22 protein-coding genes are annotated in these 19,996 nt (G+C 40.7%); 20 read left to right on the forward strand and 2 right to left on the reverse strand.

From position 1 onward, the window contains the following. Positions 1–55 precede the first annotated feature (55 nt). The 11 genes from FFM66_RS03710 (at position 56) to recN (ending at position 9,705) form a co-directional block, all read left to right on the forward strand. Positions 56–1,570 carry an AcpB/EbpR/MafR family transcriptional regulator gene (locus FFM66_RS03710; RefSeq protein WP_137605020.1) on the forward strand — a complete coding sequence of 505 codons (1,515 nt, stop codon included), beginning with the start codon at positions 56–58 and terminating at the stop codon, positions 1,568–1,570. Positions 1,571–1,770: 200 nt separating this feature from the next. Further along, entirely contained in the window at positions 1,771–2,328 is a 558-nt protein-coding gene (gene efp, locus FFM66_RS03715) for an elongation factor P (protein ID WP_048604862.1), read from the forward strand. Positions 2,329–2,345: 17 nt separating this feature from the next. Further along, entirely contained in the window at positions 2,346–2,771 is a 426-nt protein-coding gene (locus FFM66_RS03720) for an Asp23/Gls24 family envelope stress response protein (RefSeq protein WP_048604863.1), read from the forward strand. Further along, positions 2,764–3,207, forward strand: coding sequence for a transcription antitermination factor NusB (gene nusB, locus FFM66_RS03725; RefSeq protein ID WP_048604864.1), 444 nt, complete (start codon positions 2,764–2,766; stop codon positions 3,205–3,207). The genes FFM66_RS03720 and nusB overlap by 8 nt, the downstream gene beginning before the upstream one ends. Positions 3,208–3,360: 153 nt before the next feature. After that, a complete protein-coding gene (locus tag FFM66_RS03730; RefSeq protein WP_048604865.1) occupies positions 3,361–4,215 on the forward strand; it encodes a bifunctional methylenetetrahydrofolate dehydrogenase/methenyltetrahydrofolate cyclohydrolase in 855 nt (284 codons plus the stop codon). Next, positions 4,216–5,553, forward strand: a complete 1,338-nt coding sequence (gene xseA, locus FFM66_RS03735) for an exodeoxyribonuclease VII large subunit (RefSeq protein ID WP_137605021.1) — start codon at positions 4,216–4,218, stop codon at positions 5,551–5,553. Between the two features lie 43 nt (positions 5,554–5,596). Further along, entirely contained in the window at positions 5,597–5,818 is a 222-nt protein-coding gene (locus tag FFM66_RS03740; protein WP_048604867.1) for an exodeoxyribonuclease VII small subunit, read from the forward strand. Continuing rightward, positions 5,815–6,699, forward strand: a complete 885-nt coding sequence (locus tag FFM66_RS03745) for a polyprenyl synthetase family protein (RefSeq protein ID WP_137605022.1) — start codon at positions 5,815–5,817, stop codon at positions 6,697–6,699. Before FFM66_RS03740 ends, FFM66_RS03745 begins: the two co-directional genes overlap by 4 nt. Positions 6,700–6,713: 14 nt before the next feature. Further along, complete coding sequence (locus FFM66_RS03750) at positions 6,714–7,529, forward strand: TlyA family RNA methyltransferase (RefSeq protein ID WP_137605023.1); 816 nt, start codon at positions 6,714–6,716, stop codon at positions 7,527–7,529. Between the two features lie 28 nt (positions 7,530–7,557). Next, entirely contained in the window at positions 7,558–8,007 is a 450-nt protein-coding gene (locus FFM66_RS03755; RefSeq protein WP_137605024.1) for an arginine repressor, read from the forward strand. Between the two features lie 15 nt (positions 8,008–8,022). Beyond that, positions 8,023–9,705, forward strand: a complete 1,683-nt coding sequence (gene recN, locus FFM66_RS03760; protein WP_048604871.1) for a DNA repair protein RecN — start codon at positions 8,023–8,025, stop codon at positions 9,703–9,705. A gap of 58 nt (positions 9,706–9,763) precedes the next feature. Here recN and FFM66_RS03765 read toward each other — a convergent pair whose 3' ends face one another. Next, positions 9,764–9,880, reverse strand: coding sequence for a DUF4044 domain-containing protein (locus tag FFM66_RS03765; RefSeq protein ID WP_069959644.1), 117 nt, complete (start codon positions 9,878–9,880; stop codon positions 9,764–9,766). A 326-nt stretch (positions 9,881–10,206) separates the two neighbouring features. On the opposite strand from FFM66_RS03765, the gene FFM66_RS03770 reads away from it, so the two are divergent. The 3 genes from FFM66_RS03770 (at position 10,207) to FFM66_RS03780 (ending at position 12,968) form a co-directional block, all read left to right on the forward strand. Further along, positions 10,207–11,067, forward strand: coding sequence for an SDR family NAD(P)-dependent oxidoreductase (locus FFM66_RS03770; protein ID WP_202621261.1), 861 nt, complete (start codon positions 10,207–10,209; stop codon positions 11,065–11,067). A gap of 20 nt (positions 11,068–11,087) precedes the next feature. Continuing rightward, entirely contained in the window at positions 11,088–12,062 is a 975-nt protein-coding gene (locus tag FFM66_RS03775; RefSeq protein WP_137605025.1) for an AraC family transcriptional regulator, read from the forward strand. A 180-nt stretch (positions 12,063–12,242) separates the two neighbouring features. Then, positions 12,243–12,968, forward strand: coding sequence for a dihydrofolate reductase family protein (locus tag FFM66_RS03780; protein ID WP_137605026.1), 726 nt, complete (start codon positions 12,243–12,245; stop codon positions 12,966–12,968). Between the two features lie 348 nt (positions 12,969–13,316). Here the strand turns inward: FFM66_RS03780 and FFM66_RS03785 are convergent, their stop codons facing one another. Then, a complete protein-coding gene (locus FFM66_RS03785; protein WP_048604875.1) occupies positions 13,317–14,273 on the reverse strand; it encodes a magnesium transporter CorA family protein in 957 nt (318 codons plus the stop codon). A 174-nt stretch (positions 14,274–14,447) separates the two neighbouring features. Here FFM66_RS03785 and FFM66_RS03790 point away from each other — a divergent pair, with 174 nt between their 5' ends. The 6 genes from FFM66_RS03790 to mraY all read left to right on the forward strand — a co-directional run bounded on the left by FFM66_RS03790 (position 14,448) and on the right by mraY (position 19,984). Beyond that, a complete protein-coding gene (locus tag FFM66_RS03790) occupies positions 14,448–14,816 on the forward strand; it encodes a DUF3397 domain-containing protein (protein ID WP_048604876.1) in 369 nt (122 codons plus the stop codon). Positions 14,817–14,977: 161 nt separating this feature from the next. Beyond that, positions 14,978–15,409: a division/cell wall cluster transcriptional repressor MraZ gene (gene mraZ, locus FFM66_RS03795; RefSeq protein ID WP_048605333.1), complete on the forward strand. Its 432-nt coding sequence runs from the start codon at positions 14,978–14,980 to the stop codon at positions 15,407–15,409. Between the two features lie 21 nt (positions 15,410–15,430). Then, positions 15,431–16,393 carry a 16S rRNA (cytosine(1402)-N(4))-methyltransferase RsmH gene (gene rsmH / locus FFM66_RS03800; RefSeq protein ID WP_137605027.1) on the forward strand — a complete coding sequence of 321 codons (963 nt, stop codon included), beginning with the start codon at positions 15,431–15,433 and terminating at the stop codon, positions 16,391–16,393. A 1-nt stretch (position 16,394) separates the two neighbouring features. Continuing rightward, complete coding sequence (gene ftsL, locus FFM66_RS03805; protein ID WP_048604878.1) at positions 16,395–16,799, forward strand: cell division protein FtsL; 405 nt, start codon at positions 16,395–16,397, stop codon at positions 16,797–16,799. Then, positions 16,800–19,004 (forward strand): penicillin-binding transpeptidase domain-containing protein, encoded by a 2,205-nt coding sequence (locus FFM66_RS03810; protein WP_137605028.1) that lies wholly within the window; start codon positions 16,800–16,802, stop codon positions 19,002–19,004. 17 nt (positions 19,005–19,021) lie between these two features. After that, a complete protein-coding gene (gene mraY, locus FFM66_RS03815) occupies positions 19,022–19,984 on the forward strand; it encodes a phospho-N-acetylmuramoyl-pentapeptide-transferase (RefSeq protein WP_048604880.1) in 963 nt (320 codons plus the stop codon). The last annotated feature ends 12 nt before the right edge of the window (positions 19,985–19,996 follow it).

Here is a 19,996-nt window from a genome sequence, read left to right on the forward strand (position 1 = left end):
CCTTTTCGCCCATCTTTTGCTACAATAATGCAGAGTTTGGCGGAGGGATTTTTTTATGTATTTAACAGCAGAAGAGTTGCAGGAAGTCGATCACGAACTTTTTCGAAAAGTGTCAATCCTAGAGATACTGGCAGACGGACAATGGTTGACTGTTACTGGTTTATCCCGGATTTTATCGATAGATACCCGTAGTGTGGGGCGGTTAATCCATGAGTTGACCAAAGAATACCATCTTTTCACTGGATCGGATTTGGCTTTGTTTGCCCGTGACAAGCGTTTGGGCTATCGTCTGCTTTTTGCGGATAATGAATTGGAGCAGGAACAGTTTTTGATTTTTATGATCCGCAAAACATTATCTTTTCAATTGTTGGAGGAAATTTTAGCAGAAAAACTACATTCGTTGCAGGATTTTAGCGAGAATTTCTACATCAGTGAAACGACTGCTCATCGAAAAGTGACTGAATTGAAAAAAAATCTGGCAAGGTATGGTCTGGCTCTTCAACGGGGCAGTTACCAATTGATTGGTGATGAAAAAGCGGTACGGATGTATCTGTCGATTTATTATTGGCGACTTTTTCGCGGAAAAATCTGGCCTTTTCCACAAATTGACAGAAAAAAAGTAGCCGAAGCAGCTAAAGCCGTTATGGCATTTTTTGGCGTTGCTTTTCATGACATGAAAAAAAGACGGTTGGAATATTTGATTGCGGCAAGTTTGATGCGGGAAGCCCAGCAACACCATCTGCCCAACGATGAGGTACTGACCCATTATCTGAAAGACAATCAATTCTTTGCTGAGTTTTCTGCTAAAATTACAACACATTTGCCTTTGTATCATCGCTCCAAAAAAGCAGTGGGTTATCTTTACCTCGCTCTTTTGACACGAGAGGAGTATTATCAACAGCCGGCAATTTTAGCGGAATTGATAAAGGATCATCAGCGTCGTGAAACCCGTGTCCATCTCCATCATCAGCGATTGACGGATTTGATTCTGGCTGATTTAGGAGAAGATCCAGTTCAAGGAAAAAAATTATTGCAGCAGGCACAAGGCTATCTTTTAAGTGGCCATTTATTTGCAGAATTATTTCCGACATTGGAATTGGGAATCAATGCAACGGCGTTTTGGACGGCTTCCGTTCATAAGCATCCAGAATTGATCCAATGGGTAAAAAATAAATTTGAATTGGTAAAAAAAGAAACAAATGATCCCATTTTTTCTATGAATAAGATGCTTTTTCGTCGCTATCTGACCGTCTTAAAAGAGTTGTCGGAATTTATGCCGGATCTGCCGCAACTGCGTATTTTATTATTGACGGATCTGCCTTTATTTGAAGAAGATGTGCTGATTCGTGATCTTCGTCATTTTTTTAAGCGAAATTATCAGCTGATCTTTTTCCGACAGCCAGCAGAAGAAGACTGTGACTTGTGTTTGACTACCAGCTATCTTTTGTGGCCGTTGGAATCTGGATTGGAAACGCTGTTGATTACGCAAGAATTAAAAATGGATGATTACCTGCATTTGATGGAAGTCTTTGAAGCCCACGTGGAAAAGAGCCAGCAAAAAAATCGCTGAATTCCAACGAAATGTTCCCTTGTCCCGTAACGTTTTATATAGCGTATCCTTCAAATTAATGATAAACTATTAACGACTAGAACTCTTAAAAGTGAAGGATGTCTCTTCTGCTGCAAAAGTTGCCTGGAGACAAGCTAGAACGGCGATAAAAATTTTGTGAAAATTTTATCCGGAATAGACTAAGGACAAGGAGGATTCGAATGATTTCAGTAAACGACTTTAAAACTGGTCTGACGATTGAAGTGGATGGTGATATTTGGCGCGTAGTGGATTTCCAACACGTGAAACCTGGAAAAGGGGCAGCCTTTGTTCGTTCAAAATTAAAGAATTTGCGGACAGGTGCCGTTCAGGAAAAAACATTTCGTGCAGGGGAAAAAGTTGCTAAAGCACAAATCGATAATCGTAAGATGCAGTATCTCTACGAAAGTGGCGGAAATCATGTGTTTATGGATTTGGGGAATTATGAACAAATCGAAATCCCGCAAGAACAAATTGTTGATGAATTGAAATACATGTTGGAAAATATGGAAGTCAATATCATCATGTATGGCTCGGAAGTATTAGGTGTTGATCTGCCGAATACGGTGACGCTAGAAGTAGCGGAGACCGATCCAAATATCAAAGGAGATACCTCTTCTGGGGGTTCTAAACCGGCGAAGATGGAGACTGGCGTAATGGTCAATGTACCGTTTTTTGTCAATCAAGGCGATAAATTAATCGTCAATACCAGTGACGGTACTTACGTATCACGGGCATAAGAATGGAGGAACGCAACATGGCTGATGAAAAGAATTTTGTGCTGAACGCAAACCAAGAATTAGGTGAAATCGTCATTGCACCAGAAGTGATTGAAGTGATTATCGGTATCGCTGCATCGAAAGTCGATGGTGTTTATGGCATGCGAGGCACATTTGCAAATAATGTAACAGAATTGCTGGGGCGCTCTGCTCACGGCAAAGGAGTTTATCTGACTATCGACGAATCAGGAATCAAAGTGGATCTTTATTGCTACATCAAATACGGTGTGTCTGTTCCTAAAGCAGCAATGGCAATTCAAGAACGGGTCAAACAACAAGTCTTGTTCATGACAGATGTTGCGTTGGCTGAAGTCAATGTACATGTTGTAGCTGTTGTGCCGGAAAAACTAGAATTACCTGATTTAGATGAATTATTTGAAAGCGAAGAGGAAGAACATGAGTAAAGAAGTATCCCGTCACGAGATTCGTAAAATGGCACTCCAAGCCTTGTTTCCTCTTGATTTCAATCAGGATTTATCAAAGCAGGATGCTATCATGCATGCGATTGAATTGGAGCATCATGAAATCATTGATGAAGAACAAGAGAACTTTGTACCAGGCTATTTAGACCAGCTTGTTGGCGGTGTTTGTGAACGAAAGGCAGAATTGGATGAAATTATTCAAAGCCATTTAAAAAAAGGGTGGAGCATTAAGCGGCTTCCAAAAATGGATGTCACGATTTTACGAATCGCAATCTATGAAATGCTGCATGTTCCCGAAGTACCCAACAAAGTGGCGTTGAACGAAGCCATCGAATTAGCCAAAACATTTAGCGATGATCAGTCACGAAAATTCGTCAATGGTGTACTTTCCACCATCAACGATGAAACAGTTCAATAGACCATCGTTTGATCAACGAAGTCAGAATGGGGTCCCCCGTTCTGGCTTTTCTTATAGGAAAGAAAAAGTTTCCTTTTTTCGTGAAGAAAGCTTTCGCAAAAAATAAGTGCTATGCTAGAATAAAGGCAAATGGGTTAAAAAGGAGCGGATTCCATGGCAGAATTGATCAGAGGCAAAGAGTTGGCAGAAACCATGCAGCAACGCCTTGCCGAAGAAGTAAAAGAACTTGAAGAAGCACACATTCGTCCTGGTTTGGTCGTTCTTTTGGTGGGGGAGAATCCCGCCAGCCAGACGTATGTTAAAAATAAAGAATTAGCTGCACAACGTATCGGCATTCGTTCAAAAGTTGAACGTTATCCCAGTGATATTTCTGAAGCCGCACTATTGGCAGAAATTGAAAGATACAATCAGGATCCCGCATATCACGGTATTTTGGTTCAATTACCTTTACCAAAACAAATCAGTGAAGAAAAGGTATTGCTGGCAATCGACCCCAAGAAGGATGTCGATGGGTTTCATCCAATGAATTTAGGAAAATTATTTGCCGGCAAACCGGAAATGATTCCCTGCACTCCTTTTGGTATCATGAAAATGTTTGAGGCGTACAATATTTCGTTAAAAGGCAAACAAGCGTTAGTCATCGGGCGCAGCAATATCGTAGGCAAACCAATGGCACATCTTTTGTTGGCGGAAAATGCCACAGTTACGATTGCCCACTCTCAAACGAAACACTTGGCTGAATTAGCCAAACAAGCCGATATTTTAGTCGTTGCAATCGGCAGAGGGCATTTTGTCACCAAAGAATTTGTCAAAGAAGGCGCTGTTGTTATTGATGTCGGAATGAATCGTAATGAGGAAGGCAAACTAATCGGAGATGTGAAATTTGATGAAGTGGAACCAATCGCTTCTTATATCACGCCCGTGCCAAGAGGTGTTGGTCCAATGACAATCACCATGCTGATGTACCAAACGATTAAAGCAGCAAAAGGACAGAAATCAGGTGAGTAAATGGCACAAGACTATTTAACCGTTACAGCACTGACCAAATATTTGAAACGAAAATTTGATGCAGATCCCTATTTGGAACGGGTATATCTGACGGGAGAAATCTCCAATTTTCGTTTACGCCCCAATCATCAATATTTCAGTTTAAAAGACGACGGTGCAAAAATCTCTGCAGTGATGTTCAAGGGTGCCTTTGATAAAGTGAAATTTAAACCAGAAGAAGGAATGAAGGTTCTGGTGGTTGGCCGAATTTCTCTTTATGAGGCCAGTGGAAATTATCAAATGTATGTCGAACACATGGAACCGGACGGAATCGGTGCGTTATATCAAGCCTACGAACAATTAAAAGAAAAACTGGGGAATGAAGGATTGTTTGCAGCACCGAAAAAAAATCTGGTGCGATTTCCTAAGCGAATCGCCGTGTTGACCAGTCCAAGCGGTGCAGTTATTCGAGACATCATTACAACGGTTCGCCGTCGGTATCCAATTGCCCAAATTGTTTTATTTCCGACCGTTGTTCAAGGGGATAAAGCTGCGGATGATGTTGTAAAAAATATTCAGCGGGTGGAAGCAGCCGGTGATTTTGATACAATGATCATTGGGCGAGGCGGAGGTTCCATCGAAGATTTGTGGCCCTTCAATGAAGAACGGGTAGCACGGGCAATTTTTGCCGCAAAAACACCGATTATTTCTTCTGTTGGGCATGAAACAGATACAACCATTGCTGATTTGGTTGCTGATGTTCGTGCTGCGACCCCAACTGCGGCGGCAGAATTGGCCGTACCGGTCTTAAATGAAGAAGTGGTAAAAATTCGAGAACGAAAAGCACGTTTGGAACAGGCATTTATTTTCCAATTGCAGAAAAAAAATGAACGCTATCAACGAGCCCTGAATTCTTATGTCTTTCGTCAGCCAGAGCGGTTGTATGAAGCACAATCGATTCGTTTGGACCAACTGAATCAACGGATGAGACAGCAAATGCAGCAGCTGCTATTTGAAAAAGAGCGACAAGCCACCCAGTCGATTCACCGCCTGCAGCAACTAATTCCTTTAGCGAGAGTTCAAGCTGCGCAACAGCAAACGAACTATTTGAATGAACGGCTGATTAAGCAAAGTCGACAATTAATAGAAGAAAAACAACAACAAATGCAACAAGCCATCCAGTCTTTGGATTTATTGAGTCCATTAAAAATCATGGGTCGAGGTTACAGCTACACCACGAAAGACGAAACAGTTGTAAAGTCGGTTGCCGGATTGCGGCCAAAAGATGAATTGCTGATCCATTATCAAGATGGACAGGCAAAAGTTCAAGTAATCGAATTAAAAGACAGCAAAAAATGAACACGCGTAGAAATTTTCAGTAGATGGAACGAGGAGGAGAATCATGGCGAATCCAACATTTGAAGAGTCATTACAAGAATTAGAACAAATCGTTACCCGCTTGGAGCAAGGAGATGTTCCCCTTGAAGAAGCGTTACAAGCATTTCAAAAAGGAATGGTATTAAGTAAGCAGTGCCAGGATACTTTGACGAAGGCTGAAAAAACATTAACAAAAATGATGTCAGAAAACAACGAAGAAAAACCATTTGAAGAGGCGGCAGAATGAAAAATCTAGAAGCCATTCGCCGTGAGCATTTGCCGGCGGTCGAAGCCGAGATTCTACGATTTATCGATGAACATGTCATCAATGACCGCTTGAAAGCAAGCATGATGTATTCCGTTCAGGCTGGGGGCAAGCGTTTGCGCCCGCTGATACTTCTGGCTACGATTGCTTCTTTTGGGAAAGAAATCGAACAAGGTGCGTATCAAGCTGCGGCCGCATTGGAAATGCTGCACACATATTCGCTGATTCATGACGATTTGCCGGCAATGGATAATGATGATTTACGCCGAGGCATGCCTACAAATCATGTGAAATTTGATGAAGCAACGGCTGTGTTGGCGGGTGACGGTTTGCTGACAGAGGCTTTTCATTTGCTGAGTCTGGCAAATATCAAAGCAAGTCCGAAGCTTTTGCTGATTCAGCAATTGGCAAAAGCGGCTGGAACGCAAGGAATGGTCGCCGGACAAGCAGCGGATGTTCAAGCAGAGGGTCAGCATCTGCCGTTGGCTGAGATTGCAAAGATTCATCAACATAAAACCGGTGATTTAATGACTTTTGCAATGATTAGCGGCGGAATCTTAGCTGAGCAACCGGAATCCATGATTCTGTCTATTCAACGCTTTGCTAAACATTTGGGGTTAGCTTTTCAGATTCGAGATGATTTGTTGGATGCGACTGCAACAGCCGAAGTTCTTGGGAAAAATCCTAATCGTGACACGATTTTAGAAAAAAGCACCTATCCTTCTTTATTAGGAATCGACGGGGCCCGGCAAGCATTATCAGAAACGTTAATGTATGGGCAAGAAGAAATAAAAGAATTACAAAATTCAGCCGATTTTCAGCCGCAACTATTTGCGGAACTGATTGAGCAATTTCGACTATAAGAAAGAGGAACCAAATGAAAAAAGAACGGGTAGATGTTTTGGCACATCAGCAAGGTCTGTTTGAAACACGTGAACAGGCAAAACGAGGCATCATGGCTGGTCAAGTGTATACTGAAAAAAATGAACGTCTGGATAAACCAGGAGAAAAAATTGCAGAGAGTACACAGCTGCAAGTTAAAGGCCGGAAGTTGCCGTATGTCTCCCGTGGTGGATTGAAGTTGGAGAAGGCGTTGAAGATTTTTGATTTTACATTGCGAGATAAAATTGTCTTGGATATTGGAGCATCAACGGGTGGATTTACCGATGTTGCTTTGCAAAACGGGGCTAAAATGAGCTATGCGCTAGATGTCGGCTACAATCAACTAGCTTGGAAGATCCGGCAGGATGAACGGGTAGTCGTGATGGAACGAACCAATTTTCGGTATGCAAAACCGGAAGATTTCAGTGAAGGCAGACCGGAAGCCGCAACAATCGATGTTTCCTTTATTTCTTTACGATTAATGCTGCCGCCGTTGCATGAAATTTTAGCTGAAAATGGGGATGTTATGGCCTTGATCAAACCACAATTTGAGGCCGGAAAAGGAGCCGTTGGAAAACACGGGATTGTTCGTGATCCAAAAACCCATCAACAAGTAGTCGAAGAGATTGTGGCTTTTGCAAGAAATGAAAACTATGATGTCAAAGGTCTCAGCTTTTCGCCGATTACGGGTGGAGAAGGAAACATCGAGTTTATCATCCACTTAAGAAAAAGCGATGAATTGGGAACTATCGCGGAATCTATCGATATTTCCCAGCTAGTAAAAGAAGCCCATCAGCAGTTAGATAAATAGTCGAAAAAAATGAGAGGAGTACATAAGGATGAGAAAAAAAGACCGACACCGTTTGCTTACCCGCTTATTAAGTGAAAAAAATATTCAAAAGCAAGAAGAATTTGTTGAACTGCTTAAAGAGCGGGATGTCATCGTCACTCAAGCAACGATTTCCCGGGATATCAAGGAATTGAAACTGATTAAAGTGCCTTCTCCAGATGGTGGCTACCGTTACAGTTTGCCGGCAGAAACGGTGGAAGACGTGGGTGCCAAACTGGCCAAAATTTTAAAAGATGCTTTTGTTGCCGTGGATCAGATGGAAAAATTCGTTATTCTGAGAACCTTGCCCGGCAATGCATCGGCAGCGGCAAATTTGATTGATCGCCGGTTTAAAGAGCAGTTGTTCGCTACGTTGAATGATGATGATAATGTGTTGATGATCACCCGCACAGAAGAAGACGCTGCAATGATTCGCCGTGATTTTTTGCATTATTTATAATCTAGGAGGCAGCAGATGTTACTGGAGCTAACGATCAAGAATTTTGCAATTATTTCGGAATTGCAACTGAGTTTCTATAAAGGAATGACTGCCTTGACTGGGGAAACTGGTGCTGGTAAATCAATCATTATTGATGCGTTGGGATTATTGGCAGGTGGCCGCGGGTCTAGTGATTATATTCGGCAGGGCAGCGACAAATGTCTGTTGGAGGGCTTGTTTGAAATGCCCATTCGTCCCGATTTTTCTGCATTAATGGAGGAATTAGGAATCGAAACGGAAGAAAACCTATTGATAATTCAACGAGACATGGCAATCACGGGGAAAAATATTTGTCGAGTCAATGGTCGAACGATTACTCTGGCAAATTTACGCCGGGTCGGTGCCTATCTTGTGGATATCCAAGGGCAAAATGAACACCAAGAATTATTACAGCCGGAACAACATCTTTCTTTGATCGATGAATTTGGAGATGGAAAGTACAAAGAATTGTTGGCTGACTATCGGGAAAACTACTTGAGCTATCGCAAGTTGGAACAGCAAATTCGCAAAATACAAATGAATGAACAATCGTTTGTGCAGCGGATGGATATGCTGCGGTTTCAGCAAGAAGAGATTCAGCAGGCACAACTGCAACCGGAGGAAGAAGAGCAGTTGACGGATGAACGGGACAAATTAAGCAATTACCAAAAAATCGTGGATGCATTGGCTCATGGCTATGAAGCCTTGGCAGCGGAAGGCGCACCTAGTTTAGATGGTGTCGGTGTTGCTCTGAGTGAGATGCAAGGCATCGCTCATTTGGACTCGGACTATGAAGCAATTAGTGAAAATATTCAAACAGCCTATTATCTTTTGCAGGATGCCGCTGGCGAAATCTCACGGCAGGTGGATAGTCTAGAGCTTGATGAAGAACGTTTGGAAAGTGTCGAACAGCGATTGGATTTGATTCGTCAGTTAAAAAGAAAATATGGGGAGACGATTCCCGCAATATTGGCTTACGCAGAGAAAATTACGGAAGAATTAACAGAAGCGGATTTTTCTGAAGAAGCCTTGGATAAAATGGCGCAAGAATTGCAACAAAAAGAAGCGTTTGTCTGGCAGTTGGCTGAAAAAGTCCATACACAGCGAAAAATGATTGCCCATCGCTTGGAGAAAGAAATTCTACAAGAGTTGAGAGATCTTTACATGGAAAACAGCCAATTTGAGGTTGTTTTTAATTCTGGAAAGAAAGTGCTGAAAGAGGACGGCTTTGATGACGTAGAATTTTTCTTGACGACAAATCCTGGAGAACCGCTAAAACCCTTGGTAAAAGTTGCTTCAGGAGGAGAACTCTCACGGATTTTGTTGGCATTGAAAACGATTTTTTCAAAATCACAAGGAATTACCAGTATTATTTTTGACGAAGTAGATACAGGGGTAAGTGGGCGAGTAGCGCAAGCAATCGCACAAAAAATCTCTAAAATTGCTCGCAATTCACAGGTTTTGTGTATCACTCATTTACCGCAGGTCGCTGCAAGTGCGGATTATCAATACTACATTGTAAAAAAAATCCAAAAGGGACGTACAATCACGCAAGTCAAACAGTTAAATGAGCAGGAACGTGTGGATGAAATTGCGCGGATGTTGGCAGGTGCTGAAATCACTGAATTAACGATTCAACATGCCAAAGAATTATTGGAGATGGCTAGAGCAGCTGGTTAATCCATAAAAAGAAAGAGAGTAGAACAAAAAATTTGTTCTACTCTCTTTGTCTATTTTTTTACATAATGCTGAAAATGGCTGTTAAAAATACGGAACCTACTGTTAGAATCAACATAGTCCAGATAACGACTTTTGTAACTTTGGAAAACGTGCTGGTTGATTTTTTTTCGTTCATACGATCCACCCTTTTTTATCATTGCTATTCAAAGTTTACAATCAAACGTCTCTTTCTTCAAGTAACAATTGAAAAAGTTTACAAAGTTTTCTTTTTTTTAATAAATTTGTTTCATTCGGGAAGATCTTCTTGAACCTGATGATAGGACAGCTAGTGATAAGCTGAGTAGAGTTGAGATGGGAATAAAGGAGCAGCTGAAGTTGAAGGTGACACACAAATAAATTTGCAAAATGGCACGAAATGCTAAAATAACGACGCGTATTATCATTCATATTGTATCTGTTGTTTGGTAAACTTTAAATAGTAATTGAAAGAGAGGAAACTGTATGATGAAAAATAAAACAGTCATTATTACGGGGGCAAGTGATGGAATCGGTAAGGCATTGGCTCGCCAGTTAAAAGAAAAAGGCGCCAATGTTGTCATCATTGGACGCTCTCCTGAAAAAACAAAAGCGGTCGGTACAGAACTAAAAGCACCGTATTATGTCGCAGATTTTACAAAACTTGATGAGGTGCGGGAACTGGGCAAGAAGCTACGTACTGATTTTCCACAAATTGATGTGTTATTTAACAACGCTGGTGGCGTTTATGGTGACCGGGTTGTAACGGTGGACGGATATGAAAAAACTTTTCAAATCAATCATCTGGCACACTTTCTATTAACGAACATACTTTTTGATACGCTTGCTGCAAGCAAAGCAACTATCGTGAATACCTCAAGTGTTGGCAATAGCGGTCTCAGCCGACTTGACATTGAGGACCTTAATATGGAGAAAAGGTACAGCAATTCCAGTGCTTACGGAAATGCGAAGCTAGAAAATATACTCTTTACCAAAGAATTTAACAGGCGTTATGGTAAAACGGGAATGTCTATGGTTGCCTTTTATCCGGGCAACGTTCTTACAAGTTTTGCGAAGGAAGCCAATGGTTTGATGCGTGGAATGTATCGTTTTGCACAGCGACATAAGTTTGCACAAAAAATATTGGCAATGATTCCACCGGAACAAGGAGCGGATACAGCGGTATGGCTTGCAACTACTACACCGGGAAAAGATTGGCAGCCAGGAGAATATTACTACAAGCGAAAGATCGCTAAAGCACATAAATTGGCTTATGATGAAAAGACAGCCCGTTCGCTTTGGGAACAGAGTGAAAAGATGGCTGGCGTGAAGTATCCATCGTTATAGACTAAAGAAGGGTTGATAAAATGAAGATTACGCTTACAAAGCAATTTCAAGAATTTGTTAAAGGTATCGGCCTTTCCTTGGATGATATTTTGCAGAGAGCCGAAATTCCTAATCTTCTATGGAAAGAGGAAGTTGAACTCTCTCCAACAGATTATAGTAAATTTTTGTTTGAACTGGATAGTGAAATTACAGATGAGCAAATCTTGGCCTTCAGTGAAGTGAAAAATATCCAAACCTTTATGCCACCCATTTTTGTTGCTCTGTGTGCAAAAAATGCATTGGAGGGATTTCACCGATTTGCTCGGTATAAGCGACTGATTTGTCCTCTTGAGATCGATATACAGGAGGACGAAAAGACAATAACTATTCATTTGAGCTTTGATCTCCCAAATTCGTCCATGCCCCGCTTTTCTCTCATTAATGAACAGCTTGTGTTGGTCAGTCTAATCCGCACCGGCACCGGAAAAGATATAAAGCCATTGAAAGTAAAAAGTCCGTATCCATATAGTGAAGAGCTGACGGAATATTTGGGTATTACTCCTGAGATGTCTGCAACAAATGCGGTCACCTTTCGATTGGATGAGGTTGTTCGGCCTTATATTACCCACAATAATGTTATGTGGGAATATTTGGAACCGGAATTAAAAAGGCGGCTTGCAGAACTTTCAGAGGAGAATATGTTTATCAATCTTGTAGAGAAGACGTTGTTTTCTGCTATTCCGAGTGACTGGTTTTCCCGAGAAGAAGTTGCAAAATCTTTGGGAGTCAGCGTTCGTACCATGCAGCGAAAATTAGGAGAACAGGGAACCACCTACGCGCAACTTGTCCAGAAGGTGCAAGAGCTTTTAGCCGTCAATTATATTCATGTGGATGAACTTGCGACGGAAGAAATATCTTATTTGGTGGGCTATAAAGATCAAGCATCATTTTCTCGTGCGTTTAAGAAGTGGACGGGAAAGACGGTTACGGAATATAAGGCGAGACTTTCTTCATAACTAGTATGAAGAAAGTTCTGCTACACCTCTGTTTATCATATTGTGAGAATTACTTCAATACCACTCTCGTTTGAAGATGAAGACAAAACATGGTGTAAGCTGTGAACTGATAGCGCTCACTAGATTTTGTCTTTTTTAACACGAGATTGATATAATAACGAATCAAAGGAGAATTTTTTTATGGAAAGAAGCAACGTAATTTGTCACATGGTAACATCGATAGATGGGAAAATCAGCGGAAATTTTGAAAAGGAACCGCTTGTTGAAACATCTGTGTTTCCCTATTATTATCAGGCACTCTTTGAATTTGGAACAGCAATGGCGACTGGTAGAGCGACAAATGAAGAAACGTTAAAAATAGTTGGCAGTGCCGAAATAGATTTTTCAAAGTATAGCGACACAGAAGTAGACTATGAGGACTATATCATCAAAGACCCTAATCAGCATTATTTTGTCAGTTTTGACAGAAAAGGCAGATGCAACTGGGGAACAAGTCATTTCGAGCATTTAGGCAAGCGGCTTCTATTAGTAGAGGTCTTGACAAAGAAAGCAAAAAAAGAATACCTTGCATATTTAAGAGAGGTCGGTATTCCTTATATTTTTGCTGGCGAAGAAGAGATGGATATTGAGTTAGCATTGAAGAAATTGAAATCTGAATTTGGTGTGGAAACGCTGGTATTGTGCGGTGGAGCTGTTATCAACGGAGCATTTTTCAAGGAAGATTTGATTGATGAAATATCTTTGACGGTTGCTCCTTATGTGGAAGGAAATAGAGATGAGAAATCCTTTGTAGAATTATGGGCTGATTATCACAATACGGCTTTTCCATTGAAGAAAGCAACACCAATTGATGGTGGGGGTGTCCATCTTCTGTTTGCTAGAGAGGGTATCAAAAAAGAGCAATGAAAAATTGGCGTAAACAGAAAATGTCTCAAGTGTATAGTTACATAAAAAATACTTTCGAAAAAGTAGTCCTGTAACAGGAAATTACTACGAATACAATAGAAGTAAATACCGTGTATTTTTTGTTCCACGTGGGAGTATCATCTTTCAACAACAATCTAAAAGCGATGGGAGACTGTGTGACTGAGTCTCTCATCGCTTTTGCAGTATAAAATTTTGTGACTGAAAAAGAAACATTTACTTGAAAAATGCGCCACTTGCTGATTGTTATTGAAAAATCAGCAACTTTCATTTACTGTCGTAGTATAGGCATTTTTTGATGGAGAGATAGGTAATTTTTTTGAAAGGTGTTCACAACAAATCTTTTTTTCTTAAATAATAAATCGTGATATAGCATAAAATTAAGGTAGCAATTGATATCAGAAAAAAGGCGTCCGCTCGAGAGGCAAAGGGCAATTTCACGTTCATTCCGAAAAAGCCGCCGACAATTGTTGGAATTGTCAGGACAATCGTTAATGAAGTCAGGATTTTCATCACATTGTTTAAATTGTTTGAAACAATCGCAGAAAAAATATCTGTCATCTGATTCACTAACTTCAAATGGATTTTTGCAGAAGTCGTCGATTGTTCTGTTTCCACCAAAATATCATGGAGATGGTTGCGGTACGCATGATTCTTTTTGAATTCGGGGGAATGGGCCAATTCTTTTAAGGTATTAAAATTCGCCTCGGTCGCTGCTTCAAATAAGACCAAGCTTTTTTGAATATCCATGATTTGATACAGATGTTTATTTTGGGTGGAGACTTGGATTTGACCTTCTAGTTTTTCCACCTGTCCTTTAATTGCCCGCAAATGATCATTGTAGGTTAAGACTAAATGCCACAAAATCTCTAGTGTTAAATTGACCCGATCACTCATGTCATTGTTGGGTAAAGGTTGTTGGATCAGTTTGCTGAAAAATGTTGGGTGGTAATTTGATACGCTGATCAATTTTTTGTCTGGCGTAATGATTAACGAAAGGGGGAAGGTCTCAAATTGCAAATACCCGCTGGGACTTGTCGAAACATAGGGAAATTGCAGCAACAAAAGAACCGGTCGCAAAAAAGTTTCCTGCTCCAAGCCTTCTGCACGGGAGTTCTCGGCATCATCCAAAATGGCGGTCAAGTAATCACTTGGTAGTTGAAATTTTTTCGATATTTCACTGATTTCCTCAATCTCCGGTTTTTCGATATGCAACCATAAGGCATCCTCTTTTTTGTCTCCACAGAGCACCAGCTTTTTATCTGTGATCGTATAGTATTGAATCATCTGCTCACATCCTTGTTACTACTATTATAAGGGAAAAGAGTAAGGATTTCTCGGATAAGCCTCTGATTTTTTTAGAAAAGGCTGCATATCTGAATAAACTTTTAAACGAACTGAAACATCTATGTAAAGAAAATGAAGTATAGTTACTCTAGTTAAAAAGAAAGGAACTGCATTATGCAAAGTTTTACGCCAGTTTTAGTGTTTTGGTATCTATTTCCGATTATCGTGCTGTTCGCAGCCAATTTTTTAGTCACCACTTTTTCGTTACAAAAGCGGTTAAAAATCAAAGCACCTGATATTAGTGTGCCTTTTTTGTGGTTGGGCTTGCATCAATTATCACAAAATACCTTTGAAACTTCCTTTTTACCGTATTTTTTCATTTCGATTTTATTTACGGGAATTATCGTGGCGGTTTTTCAAGCGTATTACTATGGTGAGATTTTATATGCCCGCTATGGGAAAATGTTTTGGCGCTTAGTATTTCTGCTTTCGATTATCGTATATGTTGTTTTGATCGTCCTGAATCTGCTGCATTATTTATAAAAAGACTTTTAAAGAACGCGACAAAAGGGCTCCAATCTTTTCAAAATCTTTGGTAAAAAATAGTCAAAAAACTTCTCATGACATTTCATAGAAAAGGTGGTGGAATGTGGGGGATTGTGGTAGACTATGAATATCAGGTGGAGATTGGGGGATATTTGTCGATGTTTATGGGAGAATTCCAACATACGATCGATGCAAAAGGCCGACTAATCGTACCATCCAAACTACGTGAAAAACTTGGCGAAAAGTTTGTGGTGACACGAGGATTAGACGGTTGTTTATTTGGTTACCCTTTACCTGAATGGAACAATTTAGAAAAAAAATTAAATGAAATGCCCCTAGCAAAAAAAGATGCCCGTACCTTTGTCCGTTTCTTTTATTCTGCAGCGACAGAATGTGAAATTGATAAACAAGGTCGGATTAATATCCCGGCGACATTAAGAAAGCATGCAGATTTGACAAAGAATTGCGTGATTACCGGTGTAGCAAATCGAATTGAAATTTGGGATGAACAACGCTGGAATGAATTCTCGATTGAAGCAGAGGAAAACTTTGATGAAATCGCTGAAACAATGATTGATTTTGGGCTATAGGCTATAGGAAGAGGCAAACAAATGACTGCAGAATTTCAACATTATACGGTAATGCTAAAAGAAACTGTCGATGGATTAGCAATTCATCCTGATGGTGTATATGTTGACTGCACATTAGGCGGCGCAGGTCATAGTGAATATCTGTTGAGCCAATTAGGAGCAAAAGGACATCTCTATGCTTTCGATCAAGATCAAAAAGCAATCGACCATGCGAAACAACGCTTGGCACCTTATGTTGAAAAGGGACAAGTGACCTTTATCAAAAGTAATTTTCGCTTTTTACAAGACGAACTTGCCCAGTTGGGTGTCCGTCAAGTGGATGGTGTTTTGTACGACTTAGGAGTTTCTTCGCCTCAATTGGACGAAGCCGAACGAGGATTTAGTTACCATCAAGATGCACCATTAGATATGCGTATGGATCAGAGTGCGGATTTTTCTGCCTATGATGTCATCAACGGCTATGATTTTCATGAATTAGTAAAAATTTTCTATCGTTACGGCGAGGAAAAATTTTCAAAACAAGTTGCTCGGGAAATTGAACGGGTTCGCAAAAACAAACCGATCGAAACCACCGGTGAATTAGTTGAAGTAATCAAGGCAGCCATTCCGGCACCGGCAAGAAGAAAAGGCGGACATCCGGCAAAACGGATTTTCCAGGCTGTTCGAATTGCAGTGAATGATGAATTGGGTGCCATTGAGGAATCACTGGAACAGGCCATTGCATTACTGAAAAAAAATGGCAGAGTCAGCGTGATTACCTTCCATTCATTAGAGGATCGAATCGTAAAGACAATGTTTAAAGAATACAGCAGTCCACAGGATCTTCCACCGGGATTACCGGTCGTTCCTGATGAATACCAACCAGAACTAAAACTGATTACGAGAAAACCACTGGTTGCCTCGGAAGCAGAGCTGGCTGAAAACAATCGTTCAAGAAGCGCAAAATTGCGTATTGCAGAGAAAGCGAGAAGGAAGGAGAGTTAAGATGGCGGAATTGAAAGCCCACGATTATGGTTATACCGAACCACTCATCGAACAACCACAACCAAACAAATCCGCTCAAACACCTCCTGAACGGCCAGAGATTATTGAAGTTCCTCATTCTCCAGCCCGCAGATTAAAACGGATCAGCAAACTTGAAAAATTGATAGGTGCCATCCTTTTTGCCGCAATTATTGGTCTAGCAGTTCTTACTATTTATGTGCGCACGGATATCAGTCAACTTGAGCATGATGTTTCGTTAATCCAAGCGGAAACGACACAACAAAATGAGGAAACGACACGTCTGGAACAAGAAAAAAGTGAGCTTTCCAAAACGGAACGCATCAAAAAGGTTGCCGAAAAACAAGGCTTGACGATCAATGATGATAACTTAAGGAAAGTGAAGTAAATGAGCTTTAAACGAATCAAACGATACATTAAAAATAAAAATTTAAATCCGATGAACAATCGCAAAAAAGTAGGTATTATTTTATTTGCTACGAGTATTGGGTTGTTCTTTTTATTTGCCGCTCGACTGACTTATTTAGTGGTCGTTGGTCAAGTCGCTGGTACCTCACTAAAAGAAAAAACAGAAGCCCTGTACCAAGGGTCTAGTGTAGTAAAAGCTCGTCGTGGAACGATTTATGATCGGAATGGGATTGCGATTGCGGAAGATGCGACTTCCTATTCTGTCAAAGCGATTCTATCCACCAAATATATGACCGGCTCTAAAAAGTTATATGCCGAAGAAAAGAACTTTGATAAACTGGCTGAGATCCTCCATGACAAATTGGGGATGGAAAAGAAATACGCCCTGTCACAATTGGAAAACGGTCTAAAAGATGAACGGTACCAAGTGGAATTTGGAAAAAATGGTAAAGGAATCACGTTAGCGAAAAAAGAAGAAATCGAAAAAACGCTGGAAGAACAAGAATTGACCGGGCTGTATTTCGATGACCATCCTGCACGTATTTATCCTAACGGTGTTTTCTCTTCTCACTTTATTGGTATCGCTGAGTCAAAAGTCGATAAAAACGGTATAGACAAAGGTTTAGAAGGAATTTTAGGTCTGGAAGCTTCCTACAATGATGTGTTGAGTGGAACAGATGGAAAGGTTGTTTATCAGAAGGACAACTATCAAAACCCTTTGGCAGGAACCGTTGCAGAAGAAGTTAAGGCAAAAGATGGGCAAGATATCTATACAACGATTGATAGTCGTCTGCAGACCTATATGGAAACGTTAATGGATGCGTCAAATAAAAAATACAAACCAGAAAATATGACTGCAATGTTGATGGAGGCCAAGACTGGCGAAATTTTAGCCATGGCACAACGGCCAACCTTTAATCCAGAAACGGAAACGGAATTTAAAGACGGCGAATTTGAATGGCGCAATTTATTGGTACAGGATCGGTATGAACCAGGTTCAACCATGAAAGTCATGACGACTGCTGCGGCATTGGATGATGGAGTATTCAATGAGAATGAAACCTTCGTCTCTGGGAAAATCAAGGTAGCTGACGCAACCATCAATGACCATGACCAAGGGGCAAAAGGTGTCCTAACCATGCGCCAAGCGCTCTCGTGGTCAAGTAATGTTGGCATGGTCAAACTGGAACAAAAATTGGGAACCCGTTGGCAACGTTACCTGCAACAGTTTGGTTTCGGGAAAAGTACTTACTCTGGATTGCCGGATGAAAATGTAGGAATATTGCCTACTTCAAATGTAGTGGACCAAGCAATGAGTTCCTTTGGTCAGGCCATTGGGGTAACGAATTTTCAAATGATGCAGGCCTTTTCTGCAATCGCTAATGACGGAAAAATGTTGAAACCACAATATATCAGTAAAATCGTTGACCCTGCTACCGGCAAAGAACGGGTAACTCAACCAGAAGTACTTGGACAACCTGTTTCCGCAGAATCTGCTTCTAAAGTGCGGGAGTATATGCGAGATGTTGTTGAAAGTGAGAACTACGGAAGTGCCTATGGGCATTATGAGGTTCCTGGATACAATATTTCCGCTAAAACCGGAACTGCCCAAGTGGTCGCTGAAGATGGTGGGTATTTGGAAGGGGAAACTTCCTATCTCTACTCAATCGTGGAGATGATTCCTTCCGAGGAACCAGAGTATATTTTATATATGACAATGAAAGTACCGGAAACTTGGGAACAAGATGCATTGGCAAGTATTGGTAATCCGTTACTAAAACGGGCAATGGACTTTAAAGAAACGGAAGAAAGTCAGCCAGACAAAGAAAACTCTGAAACAATCACCGTTGCTGATTATCGCAATCTTGCTGTTGATACAGCTGCAAATGATGCGACAAAGAGTGGACTGAATCCTATCGTTATCGGAAACGGTGAAAAAGTAAAAGAACAATCGACACCAAGTGGTTCTGAGTTGATGAGTTCAGAGCGGCTGTTGCTAAAAACGACGGGTGATGAATTCACTATGCCGGATACCAGCGGATGGTCCAAAGCCGATTTGCTGAAACTAGGAGAATTACTGGATATTACTGTGAATTTTGACGGGGAAGGCTATTGTGTAGAACAAAGTGTTGCCCCTTATGAAAAAATCAACGAAGAAGTCACCTTTACCCTACAGAATAATTGATTTGAGGAGAGAAGAAAATGGAATGGACGAAAATGATATTGCCAATCGTGAGTAGTTTTGCAATGACGTTTGCGATAATGCCTTTATTTATCGGTTACTTCAGAGTAAAACAATTTGGACAAGAAATCAGAACGGAAGGCCCAAAATGGCATAATGTCAAAGCGGGAACCCCAACGATGGGTGGTGTCGTTTTCCTTATCAGTAGTATTCTTACGGGACTTTGGGTAGGAGCGTGGCAAAAGGAATTGACACCTGCACTGTCTATTCTGTTATTTATCCTATTCCTTTATGGATTGCTGGGTTTTTTAGATGACTTCATCAAAATTTTTATGAAACGAAATATGGGATTGACCTCCTTACAAAAATTGATTGGTCAAATTGTTGGTGCAGTCGTTTTTTATGGTGTATACCTGATGGATGGTAATGGAAATACCTTAAATCTTTTTGGTTATGATTTGAATCTTTCGTTGATTTATGGCATTTTCGTGATTTTTTGGCTAGTTGGTTTTTCTAACGCCGTCAATTTGACCGATGGCATCGATGGGTTAGTTTCGATTCTCGGCATTATTTCCTTTGCTACTTATGGCATCATTGCTTGGAAACAGAAACAGTTTGATGTATTGATCATTTGTTTAAGCGTCATCGGCGGTTTGCTGGGCTTTTTTCCTTACAACCATAAACCGGCAAAAATCTTTATGGGAGATGTGGGCTCATTAGCCTTAGGGGGATTATTAGCAGCAATCTCGATTCTTCTTCATCAAGAATGGACACTATTACTTATAGGACTTGTTTACGTTTGTGAAACTGCAAGTGTGATGTTACAAGTAACATCATTTAAATTAACGGGAAAACGAATTTTTAAGATGTCACCCATTCATCATCATTTTGAAATGAGCGGGTGGTCTGAATGGCGGATCGATATTACCTTCTGGTTGATTGCGTTAGTTTGTTCGATTGTTACTTTAGTGATTGTGTTGTAGGAGATGGAGAAA

The sequence above is a fragment of the Enterococcus songbeiensis genome, assembly GCF_005405265.1.
In the GTDB taxonomy this organism is placed as follows: Bacteria; Bacillota; Bacilli; order Lactobacillales; family Enterococcaceae; genus Enterococcus_C; species Enterococcus_C songbeiensis.